Origin of the sequence: Cyanobium sp. NS01 (genome assembly GCF_014280235.1) — a bacterium.
Classification (GTDB): Bacteria; Cyanobacteriota; Cyanobacteriia; order PCC-6307; family Cyanobiaceae; genus NIES-981.
In genome coordinates this window covers 450,118-469,855 of sequence record NZ_CP047940.1, presented here as the reverse complement: position 1 = coordinate 469,855, position 19,738 = coordinate 450,118, and the positions used below count along the sequence as shown (strand labels likewise).

General features: G+C 66.6%; 17 protein-coding genes. 10 read left to right on the top strand and 7 right to left on the bottom strand.

Annotated elements, in window-relative coordinates; all coding sequences use genetic code 11:
- Positions 1 to 35 precede the first annotated feature (35 nt).
- A complete protein-coding gene (locus CyaNS01_RS02365) occupies positions 36 to 404 on the top strand; it encodes a hypothetical protein (protein ID WP_186698552.1) in 369 nt (122 codons plus the stop codon).
- Between the two features lie 27 nt (positions 405 to 431).
- On the opposite strand, the gene CyaNS01_RS02360 is transcribed toward CyaNS01_RS02365, so the two are convergent.
- On the bottom strand, positions 432 to 1,340 hold the full coding sequence (locus CyaNS01_RS02360; protein WP_186698550.1) for an EamA family transporter: 909 nt from the start codon (positions 1,338 to 1,340) through the stop codon (positions 432 to 434).
- A 49-nt stretch (positions 1,341 to 1,389) separates the two neighbouring features.
- Here CyaNS01_RS02360 and CyaNS01_RS02355 point away from each other — a divergent pair, with 49 nt between their 5' ends.
- From CyaNS01_RS02355 to CyaNS01_RS02320, 8 genes are all read left to right on the top strand, one after another.
- Positions 1,390 to 1,995: a phycobiliprotein lyase gene (locus CyaNS01_RS02355; RefSeq protein WP_186698548.1), complete on the top strand. Its 606-nt coding sequence runs from the start codon at positions 1,390 to 1,392 to the stop codon at positions 1,993 to 1,995.
- Positions 1,996 to 2,083: 88 nt separating this feature from the next.
- Positions 2,084 to 2,842 carry a phycobilisome rod-core linker polypeptide gene (locus CyaNS01_RS02350; RefSeq protein ID WP_186698546.1) on the top strand — a complete coding sequence of 253 codons (759 nt, stop codon included), beginning with the start codon at positions 2,084 to 2,086 and terminating at the stop codon, positions 2,840 to 2,842.
- Between the two features lie 221 nt (positions 2,843 to 3,063).
- A complete protein-coding gene (locus CyaNS01_RS02345; RefSeq protein ID WP_225875758.1) occupies positions 3,064 to 4,209 on the top strand; it encodes a DUF4912 domain-containing protein in 1,146 nt (381 codons plus the stop codon).
- Between the two features lie 6 nt (positions 4,210 to 4,215).
- Positions 4,216 to 4,416: a hypothetical protein gene (locus CyaNS01_RS02340; protein ID WP_186700901.1), complete on the top strand. Its 201-nt coding sequence runs from the start codon at positions 4,216 to 4,218 to the stop codon at positions 4,414 to 4,416.
- Positions 4,417 to 4,475: 59 nt separating this feature from the next.
- Complete coding sequence (locus tag CyaNS01_RS02335) at positions 4,476 to 5,897, top strand: phosphatidylserine/phosphatidylglycerophosphate/cardiolipin synthase family protein (RefSeq protein WP_186698545.1); 1,422 nt, start codon at positions 4,476 to 4,478, stop codon at positions 5,895 to 5,897.
- 16 nt (positions 5,898 to 5,913) lie between these two features.
- Positions 5,914 to 6,156 carry a hypothetical protein gene (locus CyaNS01_RS02330; RefSeq protein WP_186698543.1) on the top strand — a complete coding sequence of 81 codons (243 nt, stop codon included), beginning with the start codon at positions 5,914 to 5,916 and terminating at the stop codon, positions 6,154 to 6,156.
- A gap of 49 nt (positions 6,157 to 6,205) precedes the next feature.
- On the top strand, positions 6,206 to 7,414 hold the full coding sequence (locus CyaNS01_RS02325) for an FAD-dependent monooxygenase (RefSeq protein WP_225875757.1): 1,209 nt from the start codon (positions 6,206 to 6,208) through the stop codon (positions 7,412 to 7,414).
- A gap of 115 nt (positions 7,415 to 7,529) precedes the next feature.
- A complete protein-coding gene (locus CyaNS01_RS02320; RefSeq protein WP_186698539.1) occupies positions 7,530 to 7,958 on the top strand; it encodes a hypothetical protein in 429 nt (142 codons plus the stop codon).
- A 27-nt stretch (positions 7,959 to 7,985) separates the two neighbouring features.
- Here the strand turns inward: CyaNS01_RS02320 and CyaNS01_RS02315 are convergent, their stop codons facing one another.
- The gene (locus CyaNS01_RS02315; protein ID WP_225875756.1) at positions 7,986 to 8,312 is read right to left on the bottom strand and encodes a hypothetical protein; all 327 of its coding nucleotides are present in this window, start codon (positions 8,310 to 8,312) and stop codon (positions 7,986 to 7,988) included.
- A gap of 223 nt (positions 8,313 to 8,535) precedes the next feature.
- Between CyaNS01_RS02315 and CyaNS01_RS02310 the strand changes: the two genes are divergently transcribed.
- A complete protein-coding gene (locus tag CyaNS01_RS02310) occupies positions 8,536 to 10,224 on the top strand; it encodes an alpha-D-glucose phosphate-specific phosphoglucomutase (RefSeq protein WP_186698537.1) in 1,689 nt (562 codons plus the stop codon).
- 19 nt (positions 10,225 to 10,243) lie between these two features.
- Here the strand turns inward: CyaNS01_RS02310 and CyaNS01_RS02305 are convergent, their stop codons facing one another.
- The 5 genes from CyaNS01_RS02305 to CyaNS01_RS02285 form a co-directional block, all read right to left on the bottom strand.
- Positions 10,244 to 13,543 carry an efflux RND transporter permease subunit gene (locus CyaNS01_RS02305; RefSeq protein ID WP_186698536.1) on the bottom strand — a complete coding sequence of 1,100 codons (3,300 nt, stop codon included), beginning with the start codon at positions 13,541 to 13,543 and terminating at the stop codon, positions 10,244 to 10,246.
- Between the two features lie 6 nt (positions 13,544 to 13,549).
- Positions 13,550 to 14,584: an efflux RND transporter periplasmic adaptor subunit gene (locus CyaNS01_RS02300; RefSeq protein ID WP_370561637.1), complete on the bottom strand. Its 1,035-nt coding sequence runs from the start codon at positions 14,582 to 14,584 to the stop codon at positions 13,550 to 13,552.
- Between the two features lie 156 nt (positions 14,585 to 14,740).
- Entirely contained in the window at positions 14,741 to 15,040 is a 300-nt protein-coding gene (locus CyaNS01_RS02295) for a hypothetical protein (protein ID WP_186698532.1), read from the bottom strand.
- Between the two features lie 9 nt (positions 15,041 to 15,049).
- Positions 15,050 to 18,481 (bottom strand): efflux RND transporter permease subunit, encoded by a 3,432-nt coding sequence (locus tag CyaNS01_RS02290; RefSeq protein WP_186698530.1) that lies wholly within the window; start codon positions 18,479 to 18,481, stop codon positions 15,050 to 15,052.
- 51 nt (positions 18,482 to 18,532) lie between these two features.
- Positions 18,533 to 19,594, bottom strand: coding sequence for an efflux RND transporter periplasmic adaptor subunit (locus CyaNS01_RS02285; protein WP_225875755.1), 1,062 nt, complete (start codon positions 19,592 to 19,594; stop codon positions 18,533 to 18,535).
- Positions 19,595 to 19,738: the final 144 nt, after the last annotated feature.

The following is a 19,738-nucleotide window of genomic DNA, read 5'->3' as shown; positions in this document are numbered from 1 at the left end:
GCACGCCCGCCATGCCCGCTTCCCCCAGGCAAGGGATGCAAGGTCCGCTCAGCGCCAACGAGCTGGCCGAGCTGGAGGCCACCCTGCTCCCCGCCCTGGAGCGGCATCACCTCAGGCTTCTGGCCCATGGCCTGCGCACCCTCCAGGCCATCGCCGCACGGCGGGAGGGGTCGCCCCCTGATCGGACTGCCCTGAACCACTGGGCCTGCGGGGTACCGCAGCTGCGCGACGACCCCTCCTTTCGGCACACCTTTCTGGATCAGCTCGAGGCCGCAGGCCGCCAGCTCGAGTCAATCGCGTCGGGCCTGGGCAGCACGGCCCTGGCCCTGGAGCTCCCTGAGCTGTGCCGGAGCGCCAAGGCCGCCGCAGATCAGCGCCTCAGGATCGATGACGCTGGTTCCTGACCACCACCTGCCCCCGGGCTGAGTCGATCAGCTCACCAGCAGCACCACCCCGGCCAGGGCAGCCAGGGCCGCCAGCCAGCCGCTCAGCAGTGGCCTGTCTCCCTCCAGCGGCGCCAGCAGCACGGCCATCACCGGCGCCGTGGCCAGCAACGACACCGCCAGTCCTGCTGGCAGGCGGCTCAGGGCCACTTGTTGCAGGGCGATCCCGCCGACCGTGCCCAGCAGGGTGGCCAGCAGCACCAGCCCCCAGAGGGAGCGCATCGAGCCGGTACTGCGGGCGCAGGCGCCGGCGGGCCGTCGCCAGCGGCCCACCAGGCCGGGCAGCAAGGGCAGCATCACCAGGCTGGCCGCAGCCAGGCGCAGGCCCGTGGCCGCCAAGGGGCTGATCGCACCGCCCTGGAGGGCCGCCCGGGCCAGAAGGGCGCCGGCACTGCCGCAGACCATCGCCGCCGCGGCCAGCAGCAGCCCGGCCGCTGCCGGCGGCCCCGCAGCGCCGACTGCGGCAGGGGAGCCCTGACGGGCCACCAGCACCAGGGCAACGCTGATCAGGCCGATCCCGGCCCACTGCTGCGGGCCCAGGGCCTCCCCGAGCAGGAGTGCCGCCGCCGCTGCGGTGAGGGCGGGGCCGCCGGCCTCCACCGTGAGGGTGCGGCGGGTGCCCAGGCGCCGCAGAGCCGCGAAAAAGAGGCTGTCGCCCGCCGCGATGCCCAGCACCCCACTGGCGGCCAGCAGGGCCAGGCCTGTGCCGGGCAGGGCGGAGAGCCCGGGGGCGCCCACCACCAGGGCCAGGGGCACGGCCAGCAGGGCCAGGGCCAGCAGGTTCTTGAGCAGGTTCAGCCGCGCCGCCCCCAGGGAGGGGGGGAGCCGTCGCCACAGACTGCTGGCGAGGGTCCAGCCGAGGGCGGCCCAAAGCGCCGCCGCCACGCCGATCACCACCTCGTTTCGTCCGCTGGCTTGCGATCATCGTGCCAACTGCCCTGCCCGCGTGACTGACGCCATCGCCGATGCCCTCGGCTTCTTTCGGCTGAGCTGCGGCCGCTGGCGCTCCCAGCGCAGCAGCCACCACCTGCTCCATCGCCGGGCGGAGGCGGGCGGCTCCTGGATCGAGGTGGTGGAACTCGCCGCTGACGATCCGCGCCTGATCGCCATCGCCGCGTTGCACGGCCAGCCCTCCGGCGGGCTGGTGGGGGGCTGCCGCGTCACCTGGAACGCCTCGATGGCCTGGGACCAGGCCGGCGAGGCCCATGAGGGTGAGAGCGTCTTCGGGCTGATCCCCACCGATGCGGCAGGCCGCCAGGGGCTGCTGCTGCGCGACAGGGGTTACGCCGAAACGGCTCCCGTGGCCGGCCACTTCGCCATGGATGAGCGCGATGGGCTGCTGCTCACCACCAGCTACGAGACGATGAACAGCCTGGAGCGCTTCAGCTTTGCCGGTCCCAACGTGCGGCTGCGCACCAGCACCGTGGAAGGCCTCTCCAACACCGCGTCGTTCTGTGTGGAAACCAGGATCCTGGCTGATCCCCGGCCCGCCGCCACGGCGGGCAAGGAGCGCCTCAACGCCGGCCAGAGCCTCTCACCGCTGGGCTGGTAAACGTTACGGACTGTGAGTCCTGCCGGGACTGCGGCGGTGGGGCTGGGGCGGCACTTCTACGATCACGGCCGACGGATGCTGAAATCGCGTGGCCCTGCCCCTCCTGAAGTACGCACCCACCACCCAGAACTCGCGGGTGGACCCTCTGCGGGTGGGTTCTGATGAGGATCCCAAGGCTGCGGCCATGGACAAGGCCATCGACCGCGAAGATCAGAATTTCGTGATCGAAGCGGCCTACCGCCAGATTTTCTTCCATGCCTTCAAGGTGGACCGCGACCGCACCCTCGAGTCGCAGCTGCGGGACGGCCAGATCACGGTGCGGGACTTCATCCGCTCCCTGTGTCTCTCCGACACCTTCAACCGCAGCTTCTACAACCTGAACAGCAACTACAAGGTGGCCCGTCACCTGGTGGAGAAGCTGCTGGGCCGCCCCACCCATGGCAAGTCTGAGGAGATCGCCTGGTCGGCCGTGCTGATGACCCGAGGGGTCAAGGGGATGGTGGACGACATCCTCGATTCGGAGGAGTACCTGGGCAGCTTCGGCTACGACACCGTGCCCTACCACCGCAACCGGGTGGTGGGCAGCCGGGATCTGGGCGAGACCCCGTTCAACATCACCAGCCCCCGCTACGACGCCTACTACCGCAGCATCCTCGGCTTCCCCCAGGTGGTGTACACGGGCACGGCCAAGGCCTACCCAGAGCGCTCCCGCCAGCGCCGTGGCGGCTTCCCCGAGGACTATCTGCCCTGGGTGCGCAGCCTGCCGGCAATGCGGGCCAGCAGCGCGGCTTCCGCTGCCGACATCAACTACCTGGCCAAGGTGCCTTACCGCAGCATCGGCCGCTAACGCGACCGCTCAAAACGCAGAAACCAAGCGGCCCAGGGCCGCTTTTTTCATGGCGGTTGGCGTGACCCTGGGCGGCTGGGGTGGACTCCGCCGGCAGGGCCGCCGTGATCCCCGGCGGGACCGGAGCGTGAGTCCTGGTCAGTGGATGCTGACCCCACCAGAGCGGACGGGCCCGCCAGGTGAAAAGTGCATCACACTGATCCCAAACGAAACCTTACGCAGTGAGCCAAGCCCTGTCCTCGTTGGCCCGTATGACGCTCCGGCAACTCCGCCAGATTGCCAGCGATCTGGGCGTGACCCTCTACAGCCGCAAGTCCAAGGATGAGCTGGTCTCTGAGATTGGGGCCCGCAAGGACGACCAGCCAGATGAGGGGTTCGACCAGGTGCAGGGGAATGCTGCTTCCCAGGCCGAGACTCCATCGCTGAAGTCGATTGAGGCCGACATGCCGCCGGCCCCCCGGCCCACGGCTGACACCAGCGTGGTGTTCCTGCCCCGCGACCCGCAGTGGGCCTACGTGTTCTGGGACATCACCGAAGCCGATCGCAACGCCGCCTTTGCCGCAGGGGCCAACCAGCTCTGCCTGAGGCTTGCCGATGTGACCGGCCTCTCGGGCGGCTCCGCCCACCCCCATACCCTGCAGGAGGTGGTCGTCGACAGTCACGCCACCGAGTGGTACCTGCCTGTTCCCCTGAGTGATCGCGATTACCGGGTCGAGCTGGGCTACCGCAAGGGCTCGGCGGGCGGCTGGATCTCGCTGGCCTTCTCCTCTGTTGCCCGGGTTCCGGCCCTCCACCCCAGCGACCAGATCCTCGACCAGTTCGTCCCCTTCACGCTCGAGACCGGTGCGACGGCTCCAGCAGCGATCAGTGCCGCTGCAACGCCGTCGACCTCCCCTGCAGGAGCTGATCAGGATCTGCACGAGCGGCTCTACCAGAGCGCCACATCCCAGTGGCGGCAGATCAGGCGGGGTTCCGAGGCCTTCCATGAGCTCGACACGGCAGGCTTTGAGAGCGGCGGCCTCAATGCCTCCGGCGCCGGCATCTGGGCCAGCGGCCGCAGTGAGTCCGGCATCGGAGGCGTGGCGCCGCGTCAGCGCTCCTTCTGGCTGGTGGCCGACGCCGAGCTGATTGTCTACGGCGCCACTGACCCCTCGGCCAAGCTCGCCATCGGCGGCGAGGACGTGCCCCTGTCTGCCGACGGCACCTTCCGGGTGCAGGTGCCCTTCCGCGACGGCCGCCAGATCTATCCCATCGAGGCCGTGGCCGCAGACGGCGATCAGAGCCGCAACATCACACTCGAATTCAGTCGCACCACTCCGGAAGACAACAGCAACCCGGCCGACCAGGCTGTAGCCGAGTGGTTCTGACCTGACTTGGCTGTGCCCACCCCCGCCACACCGATGCGCCTTGTGGTTGCCATCACGCCCCTCGCCGGGGCCCTCGCCTTCCCGGTGGCGGTGCCCCTGGTGCTGCGCTGGGTGGGATTGCCAGCAGCGGTGCTCACGGCCGTGGTGGTGGGTACCCTCTGGTTTGTGCTGATGCTGCGTACGGCTGAGATGCCCTCTCACCACTAGGTTCCAGGCCCTGATTGGGCGCTTGAGGCAACACTGCTGCCAGCCGTGGACATCAGGAAATGGCGGGTGAGCTTCTGACGACCACCACCAGGGTCCGCCGTGGTCTGAGCCTGGCCCTGCTGGCGGCCTCCGGGCTGCTGGTGGGCTGCACAGCCGTGGCCACAGTCGGCGGTGCCCCTGAACCAGAGCCGCCCCTGCCCCAGGGCTTCACCGTGGCGTTCAACCACCGGTCGGGCAACCGCTACCGGAGCCCGGTGAGCGGCGAGTGGCGCCAGGGCGATGACCTGGAGGCCATGCTGCTCAACGCCATCAGCTCCGCCCGGCGCAGCATCCTGGTGGCGGTGCAGGAACTCTCCCTGCCCAGGGTGGCCGAGGCCCTGGTCGCCCAGCAACGGCGGGGCATCAAGGTGCAGGTGGTGCTGGAGAACACCTACAGCCAGGAGTGGTCGGAGCAGCATCTGGCCGATCTGTCCCCCCGGGAGCGGCGACGGCATCAGCAGCTCCAGGCCCTCGGCGGGGGGGATGCGGTGGCGATCCTGCGGCGCGGCGGCGTGCCGATGCTGGACGACACCGCCGATGGCAGCGCCGGCAGTGGTCTGATGCACCACAAGTTCCTGGTGATCGATGAGGCGGTGGTGGTCACGGGCTCCGCCAACTTCACCGCGTCCGGACTTCATGGCGATGCGGGCGCCCCCCAGACCCGCGGCAACGTGAACCACCTGCTGCAGATCGAGAGCCCGGAGCTGGCCGAGCTGTTCCGCGCTGAATTCCATCGCCTGTGGGGGGATGGTCCGGGGGGCGCAGCCGACAGCCGCTTCGGCCTGGGCAAGGACAGCCCCGGGCTGCAGAGGGTGCGGGTGCGAGGCACCCCCGTGGCGGTGCTGTTCGCGCCCCATCGGCGCCGCGATCGCGCCAATGGCGTGGAGCAACTGGACAGCCTGCTGAAGCAGACGCGCCGCAGCGCCGATCTGGCCCTGTTCGTGTTCTCCGATCAGCAGCTGGGCAACACCCTGGGGCAGCTGCACCGCCGCGGCGTGGCGATCAGGCTGCTGGCTGACCCGGGCTTTGCCAACCGCTCCTTCAGCGAAGTGCTGGATCTGCTGGGGGTGGCCTTGCCCGATCACCGCTGTGCCCTGGAGGCAGGCAACGCCCCCCAGCGCCAACCCCTGGAGGGAGTCGGCACCCCGCGCCTGGCCAGCGGCGACAAGATGCACCACAAGCTGGCGGTGCTCGATCAACGCACCGTGGTCACGGGCTCCTTCAACTGGAGTCCGAGTGCCGCCCACCAGAACGATGAAACCCTGTTGATCATCGAGTCGCCCCAGCTGGCGGCCCATTTCACTCGGGAAATCGATCGCCTCTGGAAGGGGGCGGAACTCGGCATCTCCGCTCGGCTGCAGCGCAAACGCGACCGCCAGCAGAGACTCTGTGGCCGGGGCCGGCAGCGGCTGGTCCAGGATGGCCCCGTACGATCTGGCTAGACAGGCTCCACCGCTGATGGACTCAAGATCCGCCGCCAAGGCTGAATCGACCACCCTTGATGCGATCCAACTGATGTTGCGGGATCTTCAGACCCGCCATGACGAAATTCGCCACCGGGCTGCATTCCGGGGCTGCACGAAGGAACTGCTGGACGTGCAACAGGAGCTGGTGGATTACCTGCTCACCAAAAAGAGCCAACTGATGGGTCAGAGTGAGAGAGAGAGCCTCACCAACCGCAACTACAACGCCTTCCTCTGAGCCCACAACCGACACCGCCCCCTGCCCAACCGGCCCCTGCGTGGTGGTGGTGGGGGCAGGACCGGCGGGCAGCTGCCTGGCCCTGCTGCTGGCCCAGCGCGGTGTGCCGGTGACCCTGGTGGAGGCGGCCTCCAGGCTGGAGCGCCAGTTCCGCGGCGAAGCCCTGATGCCCCATGGCCTGGAGGCCCTCGAGGCGATGGGGCTGGCACGGGAGCTGGGCGATCTTCCCCACCGTGCCCTGGCGGGCTGGCGCTTCTGTCTCGATGGCCGGCCCCTGTTCCGGGTGGCCGAGCCCATGGAGGGGGAAGGCCAGCCCGGCTGCCTCCTGGTGAGCCAGCCGGCCCTGCTGGCTGCCGTGATCGCCCGCCTGCGGGCCCTCGGCAACGCCCGCGTGCTGCTGGGCCAGCGGGTGAGCGGACTGATCAGGCAGCAGTGCGGCCGGATCAGCGGCGTGCAGCTGGCCGGGGGCGAGCAGCTGCCGGCCAGCCTGGTGGTGGCCTGCGACGGGCGCCAGTCGAGCCTGCGCGAGGCGGCGGGGCTGGAGCTCAGGCGCAGGGCCAGCCCGATCGACGTGCTCTGGTTCGCTCTGCCGGAAGCCGGCCCCGATCCCCTGGCGGGCGATTTCACCACGATGGTGGGCGCCGAGGGCATCTTCAGCGCCTTTGTGTCCGCCAGCGGTGGCCTGCAGCTGGGCTGGGTGCTGCAGGCCGGCGCCACCGAGCCCAACGTCTCGCCGCGCCAGTGGCTGGAACGCATGGCCCGCCAGAGCCCGCCCGAGCTGGCCGCCGCGCTGCGTTCCCAGCCCGGCGAGCCGGCGGAACCGATGCGGCTGCGGGTGGAGGTGGGCCTGGCGAAGCGGTGGTGGTGCCCTGGCCTGCTGTTGCTCGGGGATGCCGCCCACCCGATGAGTCCGGTGCGGGCCCAGGGCATCAACCTGGCGCTGCGGGATGCCTGGGTGGCCGGCCAGCTGCTGGGGGAGGCCCTGGCCAGCGCCCCGGCCCAGCACACCGCGCCGGCCAGGAGTCTCGATGCGGTTCTGGCCCGCATCGAAGCGCTGCGGCAACCCGAAACCCTTGGCCTGCAAGACCTGCAGGCCAAGGAGACCGCCCGCGGCCTCTGGCTGCAGCGGCAGAGCGGCCTGCGCCGCCTGTTGCAGGCGAGCTCAGGCTGGCTGGCGCCACCACTGGCCCACCACTGGCAGCGCAGCCAGGAACCCCTGCGCCAGGGGATCACCGACCTGGCCAGCCTGGGCCGCTGATCGCTCCGCAGAGGACGTGGCCACCAGGCGGAACGGACAGCTGCCGAGCCGACCATCAACCGCGGCTGAGATCCACCGTAATGATGGTGAGGCTTACGGCACAGCCAGCCCTGCCATGAATCGCCATGACCTGCTGCTGGTTCCCGCCCTTGCCGCGCTGGCCTTGACCGTCCTGTTCCAGGGCCCTGTCAGGGCTCGCGACCCTGACTACCCCAGCCAGGAGCTGCTGCGCCAACTGCAGCTGGACACGATCGCCTGCGGCCGCGACAACCTCGCCCCCGACTGTGATCAGGCCCGCAGCACCGCCGATCCCCTGCTCGACCATCCGAGGCTGAGCGGCAACTGCAAGGACGCGCTCTGGCAGATCAGCCAGGACGCGGTGGTGGTGCCCCGCAACGACTTTCAACGCCGCGAGCGGCTGATCGGCGAAGCCACCGACATGATTCGGTTCTGCCGGCAGCTGAGCCAGCCTCTGCGGACCACCAGCCCGCCGTCCAGGCCCCAGGCTCCTGGCCGGGGATTCGGCCTCGTGCCGGGCTCCTGAACAATCAGACAGCCGTGGGGAGCGGGCCTAAAGCGCGCTGGCCTGGCCCTGGCCAGAGCGGCCTGAGGCCGAGAGATCCAGCAGCTGCCGGGAGGTGGAATCCATGAACGGCAGCGTCCAGTTCAGCTGCACCACCGCTTGATCGGCGAGTTGGCAGAGGCGATTGCTCTGGCCGGCCGCCTCGCAACTGGCCGAGAGGCCCAGCAGGGCATTGGTGAGCTTGCCCCGCAGACAACTCTCGGCGCCGCCCCGGCTCAGCACGGCCTCGGCGGCCTTGCGGGTGTGCTGAACGGCCTGGTAGTAGGGCCTGGCCTTGGCCCCACCCGCCGCGCAGACAGCCTGCGCCTGAGCCAAGCCTCCTCCGACCCCCAGGGACGTGAGGCTCAGGGCCGCCACAGCCAGACCCCTTGCGGCCAGAAGCCGAGCCAGGCGGCCAGCGGAGGCATGGACAGCCATGAAAGGCATCGTCGGCAATCCATCCAACCTAGCCAGAACGCACGGCGGGGTCAGGCATTGGGGACGACCCAGGCGGCCACTGGGGCCAGCGGTAGTTTGGTGGCCCCCAAACCGGTGCCCCATGGCCATCACCGTTCGGCAGGTGCGCCTCGCCCAGCCGTTCAGCGACCAGCGACCGGGCACCTCCGGCCTGCGCAAGAGCAGCCGCCAATTTGCCACTCCCCATTACCTGGAGAGCTTCATCGAGGCCATCTTCCAGGTGCTGCCAGGCGTGGAGGGCGGCACCCTGGTGCTGGGGGGCGATGGTCGCTACGGCAACCGCCACGCCATTGAGGTGATCTGCCGCATGGCGGCCGCCCATGGCCTGGCCCGGGTGATCACCACCACGGAGGGGATTCTCTCGACCCCGGCCGCCTCGCACCTGATCCGTGAACGCCAGGCGATCGGCGGCATCATCCTCTCGGCCAGCCATAACCCCGGCGGCCCCGAGGGGGACTTCGGCGTCAAGCTGAACGGAGCCAACGGCGGGCCGGCACCCGAATCCCTCACCGACGCCATCTATGCGGTGACCCAGCGGCTGGAGGGCTATCGCATCGCCGAAGCGTCCAGCGAAGACTCCGCCAGCGAGGACTCCGCCAGCGCCGACACCGAACCCGCCCGGCGGCTCGAGTCTCCTGGCCAGTGGACGCTCGGCGCGCTGCAGGTGGAGGTGATCGATGGCGTGGAGGGCTACGCAGCCCTGATGCAGCAGCTGTTCGACTTCGACGCCATCGCCGCTCTGCTGCGCTCAGATTTCCCGATGGCCTTCGATGCCATGCATGCGGTCACGGGTCCCTACGCCAGCCGCATCCTGGAGGGCCTGCTGGGGGCTCCGGCGGGCACGGTGCGCCATGGCGTTCCGCTTGAGGATTTCGGCGGCGGCCACCCGGATCCCAACCTCACCTACGCCCATGAGCTGGCGTCCCTGCTGCTTGAGGGAAACGATTACCGCTTCGGGGCCGCCTGTGATGGTGACGGCGACCGCAACATGATCCTGGGCAACCACTGCTTCGTGAACCCCAGCGACAGCCTGGCGGTGCTCACCGCCAACGCCGGCCTGGCTCCGGGCTACGCCGGCGGCCTGGCCGGGGTGGCCCGCTCCATGCCCACCAGCGGCGCCGCCGATGTGGTGGCCAAAGAGCTGGGCATCGACTGCTTCGAGACCCCCACCGGCTGGAAGTTCTTCGGCAACCTGCTCGATGCCGGCCGGATCACCCTCTGCGGCGAGGAGAGTTTCGGCACCGGCAGCCACCACATCCGGGAGAAGGATGGCCTCTGGGCCGTGCTGTTCTGGTTGCAGATCCTGGCCAGCCGGCGCTGCTCGGTGGCGGAGATCATGGCCGCCCACTGGGCACGCTTCGGGCGCCACTATTACTCCCGCCACGACTATGAGGCCGTGGACAGTGGGGCGGCCCAGGAGCTCTACGGCCGGGTCAAGGCGATGCAGCCCTCCCTGCTCGGCCAGGGGTTCGCCGGCCGCAGCATCCAGCTGGCCGACGACTTCGCCTACACCGACCCGGTGGATGGCTCCGTGAGCGGCGGCCAGGGTCTGCGACTGCTGCTCGATGACGGCAGCCGCGTGGTGTTGCGCCTCTCCGGGACGGGCACCAAGGGGGCCACCCTGCGGGTGTATCTGGAGAGCTACGTGCCGCCGGGGGGGGCACTGCAACAGGATCCCCAGGTGGCACTGGGCGACCTGATCCGTGCCATCGATGGGCTGGCTGAGATCCGCAGCCGCACCGGCATGCAGCAGCCCACGGTGATCACCTGAGCGATCATCAGCTCAGCGATCACCTCAATGCAGATCCGGCCTCCGCCTCGGGGGGCGGGTCGTCATCGCGGCGGCCGCCGAACCAGCGCTGCTCCAGCCCTTTCACCGTGACATAAAAGGGCGGCACAACCCCGAGCGAGAGCACAGTGGCGACCAGTAAGCCGCCGAAGATCACCGTGCCCAGCGACTGCTGACTGTTCGCTCCAGCCGTGCTGGCCAGCACCAGGGGCAGAAAGCCGGCCAGGGCCGCGATGGCCGTCATCAGGATCGGGCGCAGCCGGGATTCAGCCGCGGCGATGGCCGCTTCCGCCGCCCCCATGCCTTCCTGCAGGTGCAGCTCTGCCACCTCCACAATCAATATGCCGTTCTTGGCCGCCAGCCCGATCAGGGTCACCAGCCCCACCTGGGCATAGATGTTGAGATCGATCGAGCGCAGGGCCAGAAAGGCCAGGGCTCCGAGCATGGCCAGGGGCACCGTCATCAGGATCACAACGGGCGTCACATAGCTCTCGTACTGGGCGGAGAGCACCAGATACACAATCAGCACCCCAAGCCCGAACACCAGCACACTGGCGTTACCGGCTGAGAGCTGGAGCGCCGCAATACCGGTGAAGGCGTAGCCGATGTTGTTGAAGTCAAGCCTGGTGAAGATCTTCTGGATGGCTGCCAGTGCCTGCCCGGAACTCTTTCCCACGGCCTCTGCACCCTGGACCAGGATCGTGCGGTAGAGGTTGTAGTGGCTGATCACGGGGGGGGCGCTGGTCAGTTCACTAGTGGCGAACTGAGACACCTGCACCAGGTCGCCATCCTCGCTGCGCACGTAGTAACTCAGCACATCATCCAGCTCGCCGCGGCCGGCGGCATCGGCCTGCACATAGATGTTGCGCGCCTGGCCACTTTCATAGGTGAGTCCTGAAAAGTTACCCCCGGCCAACACGGCAATCGTCTGCATCGCCTGCTGGAAATCCACATTCAGGCTGCCCATGATCGAGCGGTCGATCTTGAGGCCAAAGGCCGGTGCACTGGGGATGAACTGGGTGTAGAGAGTGGAGAAGAAACCACTTCCCTGGCCGCTGGCCACCAGTTTCTGGGCCAGGCCATCGAGCTCATTGAAGCTGTAGGAGCCGTTGGAGAGATCGTTGAACTGAAAATAGAAGCCACTCTGGGCCGAGAAGCCGGGAATCGCCGGCGGCTGGGCAGCCCGTGCAAGGCCGAGGCTGAGTTTGGAGAGCTTCGCATTGAGGCGATCCACAATGGCAGGGGCTTTGTGATCCGTACCGGAGCGCTCCTCGAGTGGCCTGAGTCCGAAGAAGAAGAGGCCCTGGTCAGGGCTGCTGCCATTGAAGCCGGCACCACTGATGATGCCGGCGCTGGTCACATCCTCCTCCTGCTTGAGCACGGCGGCGATCTGTTCACCCAGCTTCTGGGTCTGACTGAGGGACGCTCCATTCTGGAGCTGGTAAAAACCCAACCCGAAACCCTGATCTTCCTCAGGGATGAAGGCTGTGGGCAGTGCGCCGAAGGCCACCACGGTGAGGGCGATGCCCCCCAGCAACGCCCCGAGGATGAGCCTGCGGCGACGGATCAAGATGGCGATCAACCCCGCATAGCCTTTCTCAAGGCGGGCGAAACCGCTGTTGAACAGCGAAAAGATCGCCCCAAGCCGGCTGCCGGCAATGCCGAACACCAGCACACCGGCCACGTAGGCCCCCGGCCCGAAGGAGGCCGCACTGAAACGCCCGAAGGCCAGGCCCACCAGCACACCAGCCAGGATCCAGCCCCATCCCCTCGGCTGCGGCGGCTTGTCGGCGCGCAACACCAGGGCCGCCAGCATCGGCGAAAAGGTGAGCGCATTGAAGGCGGAGATGGCGATCGAAAAGGCGATCGTGAGCGCGAACTGTCGATAGATGATGCCGATGCCGCCTGGGTAGAACGCCACAGGCACAAACACAGCCATCAGCACCAAGGCCGTGGCGATCAGGGCGCCGATCAGCTCTCCCATGCACTCCAGCGCGGCCTGTCTGGGGCGCAGCCCGGATTCGATGTTCCTGGCCACAGCCTCGATCACCACGATGGCGTCATCCACCACCAGACCGGTGGCCAGCACCAGCCCCAGCAGGGTGAGTTGGTTGATCGAAAAGCCGAACACCTTGATGAAGGCGAAGGTGCCCACCAGGGAGATCGGGATGGCCAGGGTTGGCACCACCGTGGCCCGCCAATCCTGCAGGAACAGAAACAGGATCACAAGCACCAGCACAATGGCCAGGCCGAGAGCATCCACCACACCATCCACGGCCGCCTCGATGAATTGACCCACGTCGTAGATCTGGGTGAGGATCACACCAGGTGGCAACCGGTCGGTGAATTCAGCCATCAACGCCACCACCGCCTGGGACACCTGCAGGGCATTGCTCTCCGGTGTCTGATAGACGCCGATGGTGATGGCAGGATGCGCCTCAATATCCACGCCCTGGGTGGCGAAAGTGTTGAAGCCATACCTGGCCTCGCCCACATCCTGTAGGCGCAACAGATTGCCCTGGGGCGACCGGCCGATGATCAGTTGATTGAGATCATCAACCGAAACCAGATTGCCGTTGTTCTCCACCAAGATGGGATAGGTGAAGGCCTGATTCCCACTGGCGGGTGGCCCTCCCACCAACCCGCCGATCGCCACCGTGTTCTGGCTCTGCACAGCAGACACCACCTGGTCAGCGGTGAGCTGATTGGCTGCCAGCCTGACGGGGTCCACGAACAACCAGAAGGCTGGGTTGCTGCCTCCAAACAGGGTGACCTGAGCCACTCCTGGAACACGGCCGAGCTGGTAATAGAGCTGCTCGTAGATCAGGCCATTCAGATAGGCAGCATCAAATTGCCCCTCTGTGGAGGAAACCTGATAAGCCAGAAGAATAGAAGGAGTGGTCTGAATAACAGACACACCCGTGCTGGACACCTGGGATGGCAATTGAGGCATTGCCAGGGACACCCTGTTTTGCACATTGACTTGGTCAATGTTGATATCGGTTCCCTCATCGAAGAACACATTCACGGTGCTCTGACCGGTATTCGTCGTGAGCGAGGAAATGTAGGCTGCATTGGGCACCCCGTTGATATGCTGCTCGAGCACATTGGTCACCGCCTGCTCGGTGACCAGCGAGTTGGCCCCTCCATAGGTGGCCGTGACCTGAATCTGGGGTGGCGCAATGGCCGGCAGATTCTCGATCGGCAGAGTTGGAATCGCAATCAACCCGATCAGCACGATCAGGATGCTGCAAACCGTGGTGAGGACCGGCCGCTTGATGAAACGATCTGAGAGTGACATGAACCCTCAGCTGGCTGCAGCAATGCTGACAGGCATGCCGTTGCGTAACAGGGCTGTATTGCTCACCACCACCCGATCACCTGCAGAGATACCAGACAAGACCGGATAGCTGTTGCCCTGCAGCGGCCCCAGCTTGACGGCGGTCTGCACAACCACTGTCGTGGAGGGGGGCAGCTTCTCCAGCCGCTCGCGGGTGGCCTCGGGAATGTCTTTCGAGCCGCGGATCTTTGGCAGAATGGTGCTCAGTTGCGCAATGCGGTAAACAAACGGCTGCTGGGCCTGCATCGACACGGCTTGCACCGGGACGGCCAGCTGCTGACTCACCTCGGTGATGATCCGGTTCTGCACAAACTGGCCGGTTTTCAGCTGGTCAGCGGAATTGGGGAACTCCGCCTTCACCAGCACAGTGTTGGGGGACGCGCTACTGCCGCTGACGCCGAAGTAAGGCGAGATGAACACCACTCGGCCGGTGGCGGTGACGGGCGGGTTGCCTTGGGTGCGCAACTGCACCTGCTGGCCCAGACGGACCCGGGAGGCCTGAATCGCAGGCACATCCATAAGGGTCCAGAGCCGCTGGTTATCAACAATGCCCGTGATCGCCTGACCCTTGCGCACATAGTCGCCGAGTTTCACGGAATCAAGATCACCAATTTCACCAGCAATGGGAGCCCGCACCACCTTGTAGCCGAGGTTGGCCGCCTGGACCTTGACCTGGTCGCGACTCTCAATCGCCTGGGTGACATAGAAATCCCGATCTTTGGTGGACACCGCACCCTGCTGATTCAGAAAGATGTAGCGCTCCGCATTCACCTGGTTCTTGCGAGCTTCGGCCTGGCTCGCATCCAAGGTGGCGGTTTCCTGAGCGTTGTCGAGCACCAGAATCGGCTGGCCGGCCTCAACCCGCTGGCCCTGGGTGGCCAGGATCCGGACGACCCGTCCCTCGGCCTCAGGTCGCAAGGCCACATCCGTGGTGGACGACAGCCGGCTCATCACCTCAATCGCAGGCGTGAAGGTGTCCTTGCCCAGGGTGGCCACCTGCACCTGCAGCGGTGAGCGGGCCTGGGGAGGCCGCGCCGCGCAGGCACTGCCCAACAGCACCACAGCAGCAACAGTGACGCGGAGCACAGGTGGTTGGCAGCTGCCCAAAGGTAGTCGGGAGGGGCGCCCCTGGCCCTGTTCTTTGCTGAGACGTCGCGCTCAGCGGCGCAGCCGCCTGCGATTGCGGTAGGCAGGGTCGGTACAGGCGGTCTGCAGTTGGCGAACGGATTCGATCGCCAGGCCGCTCAGCCCCCCGGCCGCAGCCAGCAGGCGGCGGAGCCAGTGCAGATCCTCGGGGTCGATCTCGTTGGGGGTGTTGGCCACGATCGATTCCATGAAGATGCCGATGGCGCCACCGATCACCACACCCACCACCAGAGCGATCAGAACCTTGCGGCCATTCATCCCCGGCGAACGACGCGGGGCTGGGAGCTGGGGATTGGGATGGGTCTCACGCATGGTCGGGCTTCAGGGTTGCAGCCCTGGGGTAGGCCCGGACCCTGCCTCAGGCCCAGCATCGCCGCCCATCAGCGCCTTGACAACCACATAGAACACCGGCACCACCAGCAGCGAGAGCACGGTGGCCACCAGCAGACCGCCGAACACCACCGTGCCGAGGGAGGCCTGGCTGCGGGCACCGGCGCCACTGGCCACCACCAGGGGCAGGAAGCCGAACAGCGAAGAGATGGCCGTCATGATGATCGGCCGCAGCCTGGACCGGGCCGCATCCCGGGCTGCTTCCAGGGCCCTGGCGCCGGCGGCCATGCGCTGGTTGGCCAGGTCCACGATCAGGATGCCGTTCTTGGCAGCCAGGCCGATCAGCATCACCAGCCCCACCTGGGCGTAGATGTTGAGCACCTCGCCGCGAATGGCCAGGAAGGCCAGGGCGCCCAGCATGGCCGTGGGCACGGTCATCAGGATGATCAGCGGGTCGGCGTAACTCTCGTACTGGGCCGCCAGCACCAGATAGACCACCAGGATGCCCAGGGCAAAGATCACCACCGCCAGGGCGCCGGCCTTCACCTCCTCCCGGGAGATGCCTGTCCAGTCAAAGCCCAGGCCCTGGATGGATTGAGCCTCAAAGATCTGGCGCATGCCGTTGATGGCCTGGCCGGAACTCTTTCCCGCCGCTGGCTGGCCATCGATCTTGATCGAGCGGTAGAGGTTGAAATGAGGCACCACAGCAGGGCCCTCGATCGATCGCACCGTGAAGAATTCGGAGAGGGGCACCTGTTCGCCGGCACTGTTGACCACATAGAGAGACTTGAGGCGCTCGGGGGTGGCCCGCGTGATGTCGTTGGCCTGAACGAACACCCGGCGCACCTTCCCTTCCTGGAAGGTGTCATTCACGTAGAGGCCACCGAAGTTGATGCTGAAGGAGCGCATCGCCTCGCCGAAGTCGACCCCGAGGGAAGCCAGCCGATCCCTGTCCACATCGATCGCCAGCTGAGGGGCCGCCGGCGAGAACTGGGTGCGCACGGGCGGTGCGGAGCTGAAGGTGGGATCGGCGTTGGCCGCCTGAATGATCTGGCCAGCCGCGGCGGCGAATTCCGGCAGATCAAAGCGCCCCCCACTGCGATCGAGCAGCTGGAACTCAAAGCCGCCGGACTGGCCATAGCCAGGAATCGAGGGGGGCTCCACCACGACCACCCGTGCCTCCTGGATCTCCTGGGCAAAGCGCCGGTTCAGCCGCGCCACAATCGCCTCCACGGATTGATCCGGATTGGTCCGCTCGCTCCAGTTCCGCGTTCCCAAGAAGAACAGACCGTTGTTGGGGGCATTGCCGTCAAAACTGGCGCCACTGAACAAGGCCGCCGTTGTGATCTCCTTTTCCTCCCGCATGATCGCGGCCACCTTGGCATTGATCCGATCCGTGACCTGAATCGAGCCCCCATCCGGCGCTTGCAGCACGCCGATGGCATACCCCTGATCTTCCACCGGCACGAAGCCAGCAGGGATGGCACTGAAGGCCACCCCAGTGAGCACGATCCCTCCCGCCAGCACAGCCATCACCAGGCCTCGACGACCCAGCACCCAATCCAGCAGGCCGTGATAGCGACGCTCGAGGCCGGCGTAAAAGCCGTTGAAGCGCCGGAAGATCACTGGAGTCAACCAGCCCAGGGTGATGCCCAGAGCGGTGAACAGCACCACCACGATTGGGCTGGTGCCCCCGGCCAGCAGCAGCCCGCTCACGGCGCCACCGATCACAAACGGCAGGCGCAGAGGCAATCCCGTGATCAGACGCAGCGAATACCCCACCACCAGGCCCACCGCGAGGGCCACCAAGGTGCCGAAAACACCGCTACCTGCGCTGAGCACGCCGTAGACGAAACCGATGGCCCCACCCGCGATCGCATAGGTGCGCCGCCCCGGGGACTCACCCTCTTGGGCCAGCAGCAGGGCCGCCAGCATCGGCGAGAAGGTGAGGGCATTGAAGGTGGAAATCGCCACTGAAAAGATGATCGTGGCGGCAAACTGCTTGTAGATCGCCCCGGTGGCGCCGGGGAAGAACAGCACCGGCAGGAACACTGCAAACAGCACCACCGAAGTGGCGATCACCGCGGAGAACAGCTCATCCATGGTGCCCATGGCCGCCTGCACTGCCGTCTTGCCTTCGGCTTTCTTGGTGGAGGTGTCTTCGATCACGGTGATCGCATCATCCACCACCAGGCCAGTAGCCAGGATCAGGCCGAATAGGGTGAGCTGATTGAGTGAGAAACCGAAGACATTCACCAGGGCAAAGGTGCCAATCAAGGCCACGGGGATAGCGATACCCGGCACCAACGTGGCTTTCCAGTCCTGGAGGAACAGAAACAGGATCAGCACCACCAGCATCACCGCATCGCGCAGTGAACTCACAACTCCTTCAATGGAGGCGTTGATGAAATCAGTGCTGTCGTAGATCTTCTCCATCTTCAGGCCCACGGGCATGGTGGCCTCGAACTCATCGAGCACCTCCTTGATCCCCTTCGATGTATCCAGGGCATTGGTGCCGCCCAACTGATACACCGCCATACCAATGGAAGGAACACCATTGATGTCGGTTGCCTGGAGCGCATAATTTTCTCCCCCGAGGCTGGCCTCACCCACATCCCGAAACCGCACCACACCACCTTCAGGCGTGTTGCGCACGATCATGTTGTTGAACTCCTCCACGTTGATCAACCGACCCTGCAGCTGCACGGTGAAGGTGAATTGCTGTCCTGCAGGGGCAGGCTCGCCACCGATCTGGCCCGCCGGCACCAAGCGGTTCTGGCTCCTGAGGGCATTCACCACATCGTTGGAGGTGAGCCCGAAGGCAGCCAGCTTGTCGGGATCGAGCCAGAGCCGGAAGGCGAGGCGGCGTTCGCCAAAATAGGTGAGTTCTCCAACACCGGGAACGCGCCGGATGGAATCGGTGAGATTCTGATCAAGCAAGCCACTGATGGTTTCAGCGGAGTAACTGATCTTGTCTGGATCTTCGCTTACAAAGTTATAGACAAGAAGAATCTGGTTGGAGGCCTTGTTCACCACCACGCCAGACTGACGCACCTCTTCCGGCAGTGAAGGGTTGGCCAGGGCCACCCTGTTCTGCACATTCACCTGGTTGATATCCGGATCCGTGCCGCTGTTGAACGACACCGTGATCTCACTGCGGCCATCGGCGGAGCTGCTGGAGCTGATGAAGTCCATCCCCTCCACCCCGTTGAGCTGCTGCTCAAGCACGTTGGTGACGCCCTGCTCCACCGTGATGGCATCAGCGCCGCCGTAGAGGGAGCTCACGTTCACCGTGGGCGGGGCGATGTCGGGGAGGCTCTCGATCGGCAGCACGGGGATCGAGATCAAGCCGGCGATCACGATGATCAGGCTGCACACCGTGGTGAGCACCGGCCGAACGATGAAGGAGTTGGAGGGCGACACAGGGGAAGATCGGCAGGTCCGGAAAGCTCAGCGGTTCAGGAGCTCAGGGGTTCAGTTGAGCTTCACCGGGGTTCCGTGGCGCAGGTTCAGCAGGTTGGTGGTGATCACCTGAGCTCCGGGCCCCACCCCCTCCAGAACGGCATAGCGGTTGTTCTGGAGGGGGCCCAGCCGCACGGGGGTCTGCAGGGCGAAGCGGGTGCTGGGGGGCAGCTTGCTCAGCTGTTCCAGGGGGGCTTTGCCGGGCTGGCGGCGCAGGTCGCTGAGGGTGCCGAGGCGATACACAAAGCTCTGGCCGGACGACTGGGTGACGGCCGCGAAGGGAACCGCCGGCAGGGTCTGACGGTCCAGCTCCACCAGGGTCTGGAGACGCAGGCCGGTGCGCAGGGTGCCGGTGGGATTGGGCAGCGCCGCCTTCACCAGCAGGCCCTGGCTGGAGGAGGTGACCACAGGATCGATGAAGTCAATCCGGCCCCGCACCAGGGTGCCACTGGCATCGGGGCGGCGCACGGTGACGGCCTGGCCCACCCGCACCCGGGCCGACTGCACCGCCGGGATGTCGATCCGCATCAGCAGCCTGTCGTTGCGGATCACCTTGGTGAAGGGGGTGCCGGCCTGCACCACATCCCCCTGCCGCACCTCCAGATCACTGACCACGCCGGTGATCGGTGCCTGCAGGTTGCTGAAGGCGAGGTCGGCCTGACGGGCCTTGACATCCTCGTTGGCCTGCAGGCAGCGGGCCTTGAAGCTGTCGCGCTGCAGCGCACTGGCCGCCCCCTTGGCAGCCAGGAAGTCGAAGCGGCGGAAATCGATGCAGAGGTTGTCGCGCTCCTCGCTGGTGGCGGCGAGCTGGGCGCGGGCCTGGGTCTGGTCAAGCTGCAGGATCGGCTGGCCCTGCTGGACCAGTTGCCCCTCCCGCACCAGCAGGCGGTCGATGCGGCCCGTTACGCGGGTGGCCAGGGACACCTCCTCGAGGGCCTCCAGGGTGCCAATGGTGTCGACGGTGTCCTGGAAGGGCGCCGACTCCACTGGCACAGCGGCCACCCCAACCACCCGGGGTGGCGGCGGCGGTGGCTGGGCACAGCCCGCAAAGATCACGCCCGTGGAGAAGAGCACCAGCACCACAGCTCCCCGGGCCCCATGCCGTTCCCGCAAAAGAAGCCCAAGCCGTTGCTCCACAGTCTGGAGGATGGCGGTGACGGATGCCTGCCGCCGGGACAGGCACCAGGATCGTCCACAGCCCACCCTTGCCGCAGCACC